This window comes from Pseudoalteromonas sp. S1612 (assembly GCF_005887175.1).
Lineage (GTDB): Bacteria > Pseudomonadota > Gammaproteobacteria > Enterobacterales > Alteromonadaceae > Pseudoalteromonas > Pseudoalteromonas undina.
Genome location: NZ_PNDH01000002.1, coordinates 36,466 through 49,187 on the forward strand (window position 1 = coordinate 36,466; position 12,722 = coordinate 49,187).

The following is a 12,722-nucleotide window of genomic DNA, read 5'->3' on the forward strand; positions in this document are numbered from 1 at the left end:
TAGTGTTATATTATATCACAACATAACAACCACGAATTGAAGTAACTATGACTAAGCTAACACTCATATCCTCAGCACTACTGTCTGTTTTGTGTTCTCACTCTGCACTTGCAGCGACGATTAACGGCACGGTAACAGATACAAAAAAGCAACCCATTGCCAATGCCACGATTCATGTTCATGGTAAGTCAAAAAGCGTGCAAAGTAATGCACAAGGCCAGTTTAGTATTGACATAGATTCTAAGAGTCAATTACATATCAGTAAAGATAACTACCTAGATTCTCGTATATCGCTTGAAAATACAGACAACACTATTAATGTTACTTTAAAGCCAACTTCGGTTGAAACTGTTGTTGTATATGCCTCCGCGCTGCATAAAAATAGCTTAGAAATGATTTCACCAGTCAGTGTGCTATCAGGCGATGAACTAAAAAATAAAGCTAAGCCGACGCTAGGTGAGACACTTAAAGGCATACCTGGCGTTAATGCTAGTTATTTTGGCCCTGTTTCATCAAGTCCGATTATTCGCGGCCTAGGTGGTCCTCGAGTTAAAATTACTCAAAATGGTTTGGATAGCAGCGATGCGTCTCGCATTGGACCTGATCACGCTACATCAAGTGACAGCCTAGCGGCAGAGCAAATTGAAGTGTTACGTGGCCCAAGCACCCTACTTTATGGCTCTGGTGCTATTGGCGGTGTAGTGAATGTGGTTGATAACCGTATTCCAACCAATAACATTAACTCTTTATCTGGGGCAGCACAATACACGCACGATACAGTTTCAAATGCGAATACCTTCGCAGCAAAACTAGAAACTGGCAGCGATAACTTTAATTTCCATTTTGATGGTACTAAACGCAGCGGAGATGATTACCAAACACCTCGTTTTAATTTACCGGATGAACATGAAGAAGATGAAGTACATGTTGAAGGCGATGAAGAAACAGCTACTTCAGTTGAAAATACCTTTATAGACAGTGAAACAGTTAATTTTGGTACTAGCTATGTGGGTGAGCATTTAACCGTTGGATTTTCATACGGTAATATCGAAACAGACTATGGTATTCCAGGCCATTCACATGCTCATCATGAACACGATCATGCACATGAAGAAGCAGGCGAGCATGAAGAACACGAAGGTGAAGAACATGCAGAAACACCCGTTTATGCTCATTTAGAACAAGACCGCTGGCAGGGGCTGGTAAGTTATGCGTTTCATGATAACTGGATTGAGTCTATTAACCTACGTGTTGGTTACACAGACTATACCCATAGTGAAATTGAAGACGGCGCTATTGGCACCACTTTTAGTAATGAAACCACTGAAGCACGTTTCAACGTAGAGCACCAATTAGGCCAATGGCATGGCATGATTGGCTATCACTATAGTGAGTCTGATTATGACGCGATTGGTGAAGAAGCCTTTACACCTGCAAGTATCACTATCACTCATGCGCTATATTTACTTGAAGAACGCACATTTGGTGACGTCACCGTAGAACTTGGCGCCCGTTTAGAAGATTATGAGATAAAAAGTGATGTGGATACGCATCAGCATAGCCATGATGACGAACCTGCATCAGCAGATGAAACTGTTAACTACACCCAAAGCTTTACTAATCTAAGTGCCTCAGCAGGTGCGATTTGGGAGTATATGCCAAGTCACAACCTAGCCGTTAGCTTATCACATTCAGAGCGTGCACCGCTTTCAGCGGAGCTACTCTCTAATGGTGTGCATATTGCTACCGGGACTTACGAACTTGGCTTGGGTTACCATATTGAAAGTAACGAAGCGCATTTTGAGCCTGAAGAAATTAAACAAGAAACATCGACTAATCTAGATATTAGTTTACGTCGCTTTAGTGGAGACTTTGGTTACACTGTCAACTTCTTCTATAACGACATTAAAAACTTTTATTATCAGCAAAACACAGGATTAGTGTTTGATGAAATGGATGGTTTTGAACCTGCAGCCAATGGTCACAGTGATGCAATTGATGTTTATCAGTTCACAAGTAAAGATGCTGAGCTGTATGGTTTTGAATTTGATGTACATTATCAAATAAACCCCAGCGCCATGGTAAAAGTATTTGGTGATTCTACTCGCGCCAAACTAAAAGATAATGAAGGAAATTTACCACGCATTCCTGCTAATAAATTGGGTTCAGAACTGCAATACACCCTAGGTAGCGCACAATTTACCTTAACAGGAACACATTATTTTGAGCAAAATGATATTAGTGCATACGAAACAACAACAGATGGCTATACATTGATTGATTTACAAGCCAATTATCAGCTTGATTTAGGTGCCGTTGACACACAGCTTTACCTAAGTGTTGATAACATTACTGATGAACTTGGTTTTGTACACAGCTCGTTTATTAAAGACATCGCGCCACTTCCTGGTCGTAACTTCCAATTTGGAGTAAGAGGCTACTTTTAAACAAAGATCAGTTTAATGAGACAATAAAAAACCGCATTCATATTAATGAATGCGGTTTTTTCATAACTAAAATGTTATGTACGTTCTAATTAAAGAATTGCGTGTAACTCAACGTCGAATACAAGTGTTGAGTAAGGTGCGATTGCTGCACCGGCACCACGTTCACCATAAGCAAGCTCATGAGGAACGTATAAACGCCACTTAGTACCTACTGGCATCATTTGTAATGCTTCAGTCCAACCTTTGATCACGCCGCCCACTGGGAATTCAGCAGGTTGACCGCGCTCGTATGAGCTGTCAAAAACAGTACCGTTTACTAAAGTACCGTGGTAATCAACACGTACTGTAGACTCAGCAGTTGGCTTCTCGCCTTCACCTGTTGCAAGTACTTCGTACTGAAGACCTGACTCAGTTACTGTAATTTCAGGACGTTTTGCGTTTTCTTCTAAAAATGCAATGCCTTCAGCAGCGAGTACTTTAGCTTCTTCTTCACGACGAGCTTGGATCTCTTCGTTAATTTTTTCAAATGCAGCTTGGATCTCAGGGATCTCAACTTGAAAAGCACTGCCTGCATACGCATCTTTCATGCCTTCAAATACTGAATTTAAGTTTAAACCTTCAAAAGGATTAGCCTTAAGTTGCTCACCCATTTGTAAGCCAATACCGTAACTTGCTTTTTCAGCATCTGTAGTAAAATTATCTGACATAATGTGTTATTCACGTTTTGTTAGTTAAAAGACCCGTATATGCTATCACAAAATAAAAGGTCTTTGGTGCTAGTTTTTATTGAGTTTTTCTTTAATTAAACCAATAGCAAAGGTACACACAGGCAAACTGAGCAAAATTCCAACAAGTAAGCTCATCGACAATAATCCAGCCACACCGACCAGTAAAAGAGGTACAGCTACTAAACCGATAATGCCAATATAAAACGCGCCCCATACAGGCCAATAATGATCGTATTTTGTAATTAAATGCCCCGATAAAATATTAAACCCGATGCCATATAATAAGGTCATTATTAGTGCGTCGTCTGGATATGCATCAATAGCCATTTTTTGTAATAACGATATGGCGCTTTGGTAACAATAACCAAACACAGTCCATAGAAGAATGTGCTTAAGTAAACGTTTAGAAAAGGATAATTCCGGGGACTGTGACATTATAAAGCTCCAGATAGCAAAAAACCGCCAATAAGGCGGTTTTTTAAATAATGGTGGAGAGATAGGGATTTGAACCCTAGAGGGGCTATAAACCCCTGCCGGTTTTCAAGACCGGTGCATTCGACCACTCTGCCATCTCTCCGTACGGCGCGCATAATAAGATCATACGCTTAGCTTGTAAAGCCCTATTTTAATAAAACCGGCTAAATAGTTAAATATAAACCGCTTTAGTTATCAATTAGCCATTATTAGTAATATTGCTTAGGCCTACGAGCAATCCAAGAGCACACTAAACAGACCAATAAGCTGGCTGTTAAAAATGCAATACTTTGAAATATTAAATCGAAGCGATTAAGGTCATCGCTCGGGATCACAACCAATACAAATGAAGGCAGTACAGTGAACAGTAAAACATAACAACATATTTTAAAGGCTCTGCCAAAATCAAACCGTTTCGATTGTTGCATCCACCAAGTTAGCAATACCAGCACCCCTATTGCTGAAGCAGCAATAAAATGCTCAGCTTGAGTGCTCATTGCAACATAAAATGTCGCAAGCGCGCCAACTACACCCCAGATTGACCAAGCAAACCAGTTTTCTTTTTCACGTAAAAATAAATTTCCCATCATTTTCGTCTTCTTTATCGTTATTATTGGTAAGACTTTCCATACATTACCAAAAAACAACCGATTAAAAAACAAACTGAAGAAGATTTATTACGTTTAGTGCTTCCGTGCGCTTCTCGCAGCTACAATATTAACCGCAGTAGTGTAACACGATTAACTTAATGAATTATGACTATATTGAATATAAAAAGTTCATACTATTTCTACAAAAAACTAAAATAATTTTCTGGTTTGTGCCTTGGTGACTTTTTGCATTCAATTGCCGGCGTCCCTAAATATAAATAACCGACTATTTCATCATCATCATTTAAGTTAAGCGCCTGTTTAACACTGGGGCTTTGTGCAAAGTAACCCGTACGCCAAATACCGCCTAACCCCTGAGCGAATGCGGCTTGTTGCATTGCCAATACGCCACAACCTGCGCTTTGTACTTGTTCAATTCTAGGAACTTTTGGGTGTGGTTGATATTTTGCAATCGCAATAATAATCATGGGTGCTCTAAGCGGTAACTCCTTAGCGCGATTAATTACTTTTTCAGCCTGCTGCTCTGCTATAGCGCTTTGATAATAAATTTCACCTAACTTATGACGCGCATCACCTTGAACAATAATATATTGCCACGGTGCAATACAGCCATGATCGGGCACTCTCAACCCAGCCTGCTGAATAATGTTTAACTGCTCTTCATTAGGCCCTGGCGCTGTCAATTTTGCATCAGATTGGCGAGTGAGTAAAAGCTCAATAGCATCCATAGTGTGCTCTCAAAATTCAAAACGTAAGAGTAACATTTATAAGTAAAAAATAAACACTGCAGGGTTAAAACTACTAAGCAGATAAAATTAATGAAGCGAGTGTTTATATCCTAGTAACTATTGATGTAGGCACCGCGTTTAAACCAATAATCTAGGCTTACAAAACGCCCACCTCCCGTAAAGAATAAGCTAAGTAACATGGCAAAATAAATAGCAGAAAATTCGATGCCGTTATTTAGTATTGATGGTTTACCTTTTTCGTATAGGTAATCTTCAAAGCCATATTCTTCAACTAAGCTGCGAATTTTACCTATGCGGACTTGTACTTCTTTTGAATTTTCAAGGCTTTCTTTGGCACCAGGAACTGATAGCCAATCAAGTACTTGGGCGGCACTTGTTTGTGGATTTGTTGGCGCTATAGCAAACCAGCCGTTATGCCAGTGTACTGTTGTTGCTGCTACCACCATTGTAAACATTAGTGGAATACTCACTAAGCGCGTAAATAAACCAATAAGTAAAAACCAACCTCCTAAAAACTCACTCCAACCGGCTAAAAAAGCCAGCAAATCAGGAAACGGTAATCCTAATCCCCAGTCACTATTGCCAAACCACTGAACGACATCATCAGAGGCTAAAAACTGGTTAAAAAAACCATTAGTATCGCCACTTATTGCGAGTTTGTTATAGCCTGCAATAATCATTACAGGCGCTAAAATCAAGCGAAAAAGCAAAGCAGGCAAACCATCCAATAAAGATAATTTACCTATAATATTGTCGTAAAGTGTAATTAATTTAATCATGCGCACTCTTGTATGTTCATTGTTTATTAAGTTATAGACTATAAACAAACATGACCGCGCACAGAGCTAAATTATTTCGCCCTTAAAGATTAAATTTGCCTTGCTACTTGTAACGCTTCAAATATTGCGCGTTTAGCATCAATAGCAGCAGCGAGTTTAGCGCCACCAATAACATGTACTTTGGCGTCCTCTGCTTGTGCCTTAAATAACTCGTCGTTAGACACTTGACCAATACAGGCAATAACCGTATCGACTGGCAGTACTTGAGTTTCACCAGCAACACTAATGGTTAGGCCGTTTTTATCAAAACTATGGTATTGGCAATCTGCAATTTGTTTAACACCATGTTGTTTGGCAACTTGACGATGGATCCAACCAGTAGTTTTACCTAAGTCACCACCAAAGCGCCCTGCACTGCGTTTTAGCATATAGAGTTGACGTTCATCTTTATGCGGCTGAGGTTCACATTCTATGCCCCATTGGGTTTTAAAGTCGCTGATGCTTTGTGATTTGTGTTCACTTAAAAATGCCACCATATCAAAACCAATACCGCCTGCGCCTAATATAGCAATAGAATTACCCAGCTCTACTTCACCGCGTATAACTTCATCGTAAGCAAATACACGCTTATCATCGCTGCATTTAATCGTAGCTTCACGTGGTCTTACACCAGTTGCAAATACCACATCATCAAACTCAGCTAGCATACTGTCACTAAATGCTTTACCTAATTCAATGGTTACATTTAGACGCTTAAGTTCATTACTAAAATAAGCTAATGTATGATTGAAGTCTTCTTTACCAGGTATTTGCATAGCTAAATTGAATTGCCCACCCATATGTTGCTTTTGGTCAATCAGGGTTACATTGTGCCCTTTTTGCGCTAAGTAACAGCTAGACGATAAACCTGCAGGCCCTGCGCCAACCACTAATACATTTTTAGCTTTCTCTGCTTTTTCTAACGGGTAATCAAGCTCAAAACCTGCTTGTGGATTTACTAAACAGGTAGCGCGCTTACCTTTAAATACATGATCTAAACAACCCTGATTACAACCAATACAAATATTAATATGCTCAGATTGCTTAGCCGCGTATTTATTAAAAAATTCAGGATCGGCTAATAATGGACGCGCCATAGAAATTAAATCAGCTTCGCCAGCATTTAAAATATCATTAGCAATCTCAGGGGTATTAATGCGGTTTACCGCAATAACAGGCACGCTAATAACATCTTTTAAACGCTTTGACGCTTCTTTAAATGCACCCGGTGGCACCATACTCGCAATTGTAGGTACGCGCGCTTCATGCCAACCAATTCCGGTATTAAAAATATCAACACCTGCTTTTTCAAGTGCAACCGCTTGTTGAGTTACTTCATCAGGGGTTGAACCATTAGGAATTAAATCTATAACGGAGAGTCTAAAAATAATTAAAAATTTATCCGATACTTTTGCTCTTACTGCTTTTACAATTTCAACGGCTAAACGCATTCTGTTTTCAAGGCTGCCGCCAAATTCGTCGTTTCGTTTATTAGTATGCGGTGCCATAAACTCATTAATCAAATAACCTTCTGAGCCCATTACTTCCACGCCATCGTAACCAGCCTTTTCAGCCAAATAAGCCGAGTGAGCAAAATCTTTAATCGTTTTGTTAATTGAACTTAAAGACATTTCCTTTGGTTTATATGGATTAATCGGAGCTTTTATAGCACTTGGTGCCTGATTAAAAGGGTGATACGCATAACGCCCAGCATGTAATAATTGCAAACATATTTTACCACCATGTTGATGAACAGCTTGCGTATATGCACGATGCTTAAATACATCGTAATAACTATTAAATGATGAAGAAATAGGCGTTAACTTACCGCGTAAGTTAGGGCTGTAGCCTCCGGTAATAAGCATCGCAGTGCCACCTTTGGCACGTGCTTCATAAAAGGCACGAAGGCGTTTACGATTGTGCCAACCTTCTTCAAGGCCGGTATGCATTGATCCCATTACTAAACGGTTGCGTAGTTGTGTGTGTTTTAGTTCTAGTTTTTGTTCTAACATCCTGTGCCCCAATAACTGGTCTAACCTGTGTGTTTGTTCAATTCTGCTTTAATGACGCAGAATAAGCAATATACGAGCAGCTTAAACTTAAACTTTTTAATTTAAAACACCCTAAATAATCTTGTTTTATGTATAACTGTTAATTGTAAAATACGGCTAAAAGTGACATAAACATTCGTATAATCATAAGTGTAATTGAATTTATAAATGTTTCGTTACGATTTAGCAGTTAAATTAATTTATATTCTAAGCTACTATGGCAATAACGTTTTAGCTGTACGAATTTAAGGAGCTATTTTGATAGCGAAGGTATTTAAATGTATATGGACAGGGATTAACTTCTCGCGTCGTTTAGTACTAAATTTATTATTTTTATTTTTGGTTATCATTTTCATTGTCTCAGTATCAAGTGACGGCGATAAAATCATTGTCGAAGAGGGTTCTGTCCTCAGGCTCAACCTAAACGGTCCAATTGTGGAAGAAAAAACCTACGTAGACCCTGTAGAAGCGGCCATTAATGATGCAACAGCAAGCGCTGATACGCCTACTGAAATACTGCTTGATGATGTCATTGAAGTAATCAATGAGGCGTCACAAGACTCTCGTATCAGCGCAATTTTGCTTGATTTACAAGAAATGCCAAAAGCGCACTTAAATAAGCTTAAGCAAATTACAAAAGCACTTGATACATTTAAAGCAACTGGAAAAAAAGTAATTGCCTCAGGCTATTACTATACCCAAGCGCAATATTACATTGCCGCGCATGCAGACGAAATTGCGATGCACCCTTATGGTAGTGTGCTTATTGAAGGCTACGGTATGTACCCGCTTTACTTCAAAGATGCATTAGAAAAATTAGAAGTCACTCAGCATATATTTCGTGTAGGTACCTTCAAATCTGCCGTTGAACCGTTTATCAGAAACGATATGTCAGAAGCAGCTAAAGAAGCAAACAGCGTATGGTTAGGTGCTTTATGGAACGAATATAAGCAAGATGTAAGTGCGGTGCGTCCATTTGACGAATCAAATTTTGATGAAACAATGGATACTTATTTAGCCAAAATGCAGGCTGCCAATGGTGATGCGGGTAAATACGCGCTGGATAATAAATGGGTTGATTCTCTCAAAACTAATCAACAAATTCGTCAACAATTAATTGATCTAGTTGGCGCTGAGGAAGATGGTAAAACATTTAAACAAGTGTCTTTTGGTGAATACTTAAGCTTAGTTAAGCCGCCCATTGAGTTTGATAACCCAATGACAGAAAAAGTCGCTGTTGTTGTAGCTAAAGGTACCATCGTAGACGGTGAGCGTCGTGCCGGTGAGATTGGCGGTGATTCAACAGCTGCACTATTACGCAAGGCACGCCTTGACGATAAAGTAAAAGCAGTCGTGTTACGTATTGATTCTGGCGGTGGCAGCATGTTTGCCTCTGAAGTTATTCGTGCTGAAGTATTGGCACTTAAGGCCGCAGGCAAACCAGTCATTGCTTCAATGAGCTCAGTAGCTGCATCAGGTGGTTATTGGATTGCATCAGCGGCAAATGAAATTTGGGCAGCACCTAGTACGATTACCGGCTCAATCGGTGTATTTGGTACCTTTATGACCTTTGAAGATACCTTAGCTAAAATCGGTGTTTACTCTGATGGTGTAGCGACTACAGAAATGGCCGGTTTTTCAATAACTCGTCCACTAAATGAAAAAATGGCACAAGTGATTCAAATGAGTGTTGAAGAAGCTTATGAACGTTTTTTAAATGTGGTTGCCGATGCGCGTAATATGACCCCTGAGCAAGTTGATAAAATTGCCCAAGGCCGCGTTTGGATTGCATCGCAAGCTCAAGAGCTTGGTTTAGTTGACAAGCTGGGTAACAAGCAAGACGCTATCAAAGCGGCTGCAGAGCTTGCTAAACTTAACTTCTATGAAGTTAAAACAATTAAACAATCACTTAGCCCTCAAGAACAAATGCTCCAAGATATTTTTGGTAGCGCCGCGGTTAAATCAGTGCTTGGACTTGAAACACAAAAATCAGCAGTACTAGCTAGTCAAGCTAACCTGCAAAGCGTGATTAAGCAATTAAGCAGCGAAGTAGAAAACCTGAAAGATTATAACGATCCACAAGGTGTTTACGCGCGCTGTTTAGAATGTACAGTTGCACAATAATGCCCTAACAGGCTGTATTGATTAGCACTTAGCGTTATACTAAGCCCAGTTTTTTTACTGGGCTTTTTTTATGAAACGTAAACGCATTTACATCGCTTATACTGGCGGTACTATAGGAATGAAAAAATCAATCCGCGGCTATATTCCTGCCGAAGGTTTTTTAACCGAAACTGTGGTTAATAACGCAGAATTTAATCGTGAAGAAATGCCATTATTCGATATTCATGAATACTGCCCACTGATTGACTCTTCAGATATGTCTCCTGCTCACTGGCAACTTATTGCTGATGACATAAAAAGTAAGTACCAAGATTACGACGGCTTTGTAGTGCTGCATGGTACAGATACCATGGCCTATACGGCATCGGCTTTATCGTTTATGTTTGAAAACTTAACAAAGCCTATTATCGTTACCGGCTCACAAATTCCGCTCTCTCAATTGCGCTCTGATGGTCAAGTTAACCTACTTAATGCCATGTATTTAGCAGCTAACTACCCGATAGCGGAAGTCAGTTTGTTTTTTAATAATCAATTATTTAGAGGCAACCGAGCAACCAAAGCGCATGCCGATGGATTTGATGCATTCGCCTCCCCTAACCTAGAGCCATTAGCGCTGTCTGGCATTAATATTCAACTGATCAAAGGTCAGTTAAGTCCGTATGTAGAAAATGAATTACAAGTTGCGCAGATCACTCCTCAAGCCATTGGTGTATTGTATTTATACCCTGGGATCAGCAAAGAAGTGGTTAAAAGCTTAGTTAATGGCAACATTAAAGCATTGGTACTGCTGAGCTTTGGTGTGGGTAATGCACCGCAAGACCCTGAGTTTTTGGATATACTTGATGAAGCGAGTAAGCGCGGCGTTATTATCACAAACCTCACTCAATGCCTAAAAGGGCAAGTGAATATGGGCGGGTATGCCACAGGAAATGCGCTACTCAATATAGGCGTGATCAGTGGTTTTGATATGACCTTAGAAGCCTGTTTAACTAAACTGCATTATCTTTTTAGTCAAAACTTAGAGGTCGAAACGATTCGCCATTTAATGCAAGATAATTTGCGGGGTGAATTAACTCGTTAGGTGTTCAGCTAAACGAATAACAAAAAAGGACGCTATTTAGCGTCCTTTTTATTTACTTAGATTTTATTAACGAACTTTTGCGTCAATATCAACTAAGTCAGTTAAATGACACGTTTCCCCGCTGTGAGTCTTAATGCCATGCTCACCAAAGTAATCACGCTGGGCTTGTACTAAATGCCCATTACTTGGTGTTGTTAACGTTGCTAAGTAGGTTTGTGTTGCACTTAGCACAGGGAATGCCAGACCCGTCATGACCGCTTGGCCCGTTACTTTACGCATTGCGAGCGACTCTTTTTCAAGAGTATCAATAAACTCAACACCTTGCGCTACACTGTCTAAGTAATCTGCACGAATAATACACCCTGCACGCCAGGTTTGTAGTGTTTTGGCTAAATCAACTTTCCACTGATGGGTACGTGAAGCACCTTTAATTAATGCAAGTCCTTGACGATACGCTAGTAAACTTGCAAGAGTAAATGCATCTTTCAATTCATCTAAATCAATATCAACTTGCGTGGTATTTTGCGCGCTATACGTCATCTCTTGTGCAGCAGTGGTATTGCATGCATTAGTTAAATGGCGTGCTTGAACAGCGGCTACTAATGACGGTACCGCAATACCCAATTCAAGTGCATTTTGAGCTGTCCATAAACCAGTACCTTTTGCGCCAACTTTGTTATCAATTAAGTCAACAAGGGGCACATTTTGCGAATTTTCAAGTGACAAAATATGGCTAGAAATTGACAATAAATAGCTATTTAACTGGCCTTGTGACCATTCATTAAATATCTCAGCAATTTCTTTTGGCGAGCGCTTAGTTCCATGACGAAGTAACTGATACACTTCAGCAATAAGTTGCATCAGTGCGTATTCAATTCCATTATGAACCATTTTTACAAAATGACCGCTGGCTGATTGACCAACGCGAGCAAAACACGACTCGCCTTTGTAGCTTGCAGCAACTTTTGTAAACCATGGCTCGACACGCTCCCAGCCACCTTCAGAACCACTTGCCATCATAGCTGGCCCATGACGCGCACCCTCAGCACCACCTGAAATACCCATGGTGGCAAACTCAAACTTGTCTTGGTATTTTAGCTTGCGATTAATTCCGTCTTTGTAATTACTGTTACCGCAGTCAACAATAATATCACTACATTGAACACCCGCTTCAATCAGCTCATTGCAAACCGCATCAACCAACTCACCCGCAGGTACAAGTAATAAAATAGAACGCGGTGTTTCTAAACGCCTAACCATATCCCCTAGATCAGAGACAATGTGAAGTTTGTCAGCCATGCCTTGTGACTTAGCACAGCTTAATAATTCTTCACCCGCATTTGGGTTTTTGTCATAAGCGACCAGCGTTATCCCTTTTTCAATCAAGTTCAGGGCAAGATTTTTCCCCATAACGCCTAACCCTACTAATGCAACTTGCATTTAGTGCCCTCCTCGGTAACAACTATTTGGTTAGTAAATTAAAATAATACCGCGTGCATTATACTCAGGCCTAAGCCATGAGCAAAGCTACATGCATTTATTACAGTTAAAATAAACACTGCAATTATATCAAACAACCGCCCTCACAGGGGAAGAAATAGCGCTGCTATTTAAATTTTTAGATCATTGACGCCCTGTG

At 40.0% G+C, this 12,722-nt stretch carries 10 protein-coding genes and 1 tRNA gene; 3 read left to right on the forward strand and 8 right to left on the reverse strand.

Translation table 11 applies throughout. The features are described from left to right. The first annotated feature begins 47 nt into the window (after positions 1-47). Positions 48-2,447, forward strand: coding sequence for a TonB-dependent receptor (locus CWB78_RS00460; RefSeq protein ID WP_138593899.1), 2,400 nt, complete (start codon positions 48-50; stop codon positions 2,445-2,447). Between the two features lie 89 nt (positions 2,448-2,536). Here CWB78_RS00460 and bamJ read toward each other — a convergent pair whose 3' ends face one another. The 7 genes from bamJ to CWB78_RS00495 form a co-directional block, all read right to left on the reverse strand. Next, positions 2,537-3,154, reverse strand: coding sequence for a BamJ family beta-barrel-assembly machinery protein (bamJ, locus tag CWB78_RS00465; protein ID WP_008112467.1), 618 nt, complete (start codon positions 3,152-3,154; stop codon positions 2,537-2,539). Positions 3,155-3,223: 69 nt separating this feature from the next. After that, positions 3,224-3,547 (reverse strand): hypothetical protein, encoded by a 324-nt coding sequence (locus CWB78_RS00470; RefSeq protein WP_138593959.1) that lies wholly within the window; start codon positions 3,545-3,547, stop codon positions 3,224-3,226. 114 nt (positions 3,548-3,661) lie between these two features. Then, a tRNA-Ser gene (locus tag CWB78_RS00475) sits at positions 3,662-3,752 on the reverse strand. Positions 3,753-3,858: 106 nt separating this feature from the next. Then, positions 3,859-4,236 (reverse strand): hypothetical protein, encoded by a 378-nt coding sequence (locus CWB78_RS00480; RefSeq protein ID WP_041709037.1) that lies wholly within the window; start codon positions 4,234-4,236, stop codon positions 3,859-3,861. A 203-nt stretch (positions 4,237-4,439) separates the two neighbouring features. Then, positions 4,440-4,988 carry an NAD(P)H nitroreductase gene (locus CWB78_RS00485; RefSeq protein WP_054200867.1) on the reverse strand — a complete coding sequence of 183 codons (549 nt, stop codon included), beginning with the start codon at positions 4,986-4,988 and terminating at the stop codon, positions 4,440-4,442. A gap of 110 nt (positions 4,989-5,098) precedes the next feature. Continuing rightward, positions 5,099-5,788 (reverse strand): HvfX family Cu-binding RiPP maturation protein, encoded by a 690-nt coding sequence (locus CWB78_RS00490; RefSeq protein ID WP_010389906.1) that lies wholly within the window; start codon positions 5,786-5,788, stop codon positions 5,099-5,101. 89 nt (positions 5,789-5,877) lie between these two features. Beyond that, positions 5,878-7,839: an oxidoreductase gene (locus CWB78_RS00495; protein WP_054200865.1), complete on the reverse strand. Its 1,962-nt coding sequence runs from the start codon at positions 7,837-7,839 to the stop codon at positions 5,878-5,880. A gap of 297 nt (positions 7,840-8,136) precedes the next feature. Here CWB78_RS00495 and sppA point away from each other — a divergent pair, with 297 nt between their 5' ends. Continuing rightward, positions 8,137-10,002, forward strand: a complete 1,866-nt coding sequence (gene sppA, locus CWB78_RS00500) for a signal peptide peptidase SppA (RefSeq protein WP_138593900.1) — start codon at positions 8,137-8,139, stop codon at positions 10,000-10,002. A 70-nt stretch (positions 10,003-10,072) separates the two neighbouring features. Beyond that, a complete protein-coding gene (ansA, locus tag CWB78_RS00505; protein WP_054200863.1) occupies positions 10,073-11,083 on the forward strand; it encodes an asparaginase in 1,011 nt (336 codons plus the stop codon). Positions 11,084-11,149: 66 nt separating this feature from the next. On the opposite strand, the gene gnd is transcribed toward ansA, so the two are convergent. Further along, a complete protein-coding gene (gene gnd / locus CWB78_RS00510) occupies positions 11,150-12,523 on the reverse strand; it encodes an NADP-dependent phosphogluconate dehydrogenase (RefSeq protein ID WP_010389900.1) in 1,374 nt (457 codons plus the stop codon). Positions 12,524-12,722: the final 199 nt, after the last annotated feature.

Bases quoted from the DNA above. Each gene is read 5' to 3' on its own strand.
- gnd (WP_010389900.1), bottom strand. From the start codon at position 12,523: ATGCAAGTTGCATTAGTAGGGTTAGGCGTTATGGGGAAAAATCTTGCC.
- ansA (WP_054200863.1), top strand. From the start codon at position 10,073: ATGAAACGTAAACGCATTTACATCGCTTATACTGGCGGTACTATAGGA.
- CWB78_RS00490 (WP_010389906.1), bottom strand. From the start codon at position 5,788: ATGATTAAATTAATTACACTTTACGACAATATTATAGGTAAATTATCT.
- CWB78_RS00460 (WP_138593899.1), top strand. From the start codon at position 48: ATGACTAAGCTAACACTCATATCCTCAGCACTACTGTCTGTTTTGTGT.
- CWB78_RS00480 (WP_041709037.1), bottom strand. From the start codon at position 4,236: ATGGGAAATTTATTTTTACGTGAAAAAGAAAACTGGTTTGCTTGGTCA.
- bamJ (WP_008112467.1), bottom strand. From the start codon at position 3,154: ATGTCAGATAATTTTACTACAGATGCTGAAAAAGCAAGTTACGGTATT.
- CWB78_RS00495 (WP_054200865.1), bottom strand. From the start codon at position 7,839: ATGTTAGAACAAAAACTAGAACTAAAACACACACAACTACGCAACCGT.
- CWB78_RS00485 (WP_054200867.1), bottom strand. From the start codon at position 4,988: ATGGATGCTATTGAGCTTTTACTCACTCGCCAATCTGATGCAAAATTG.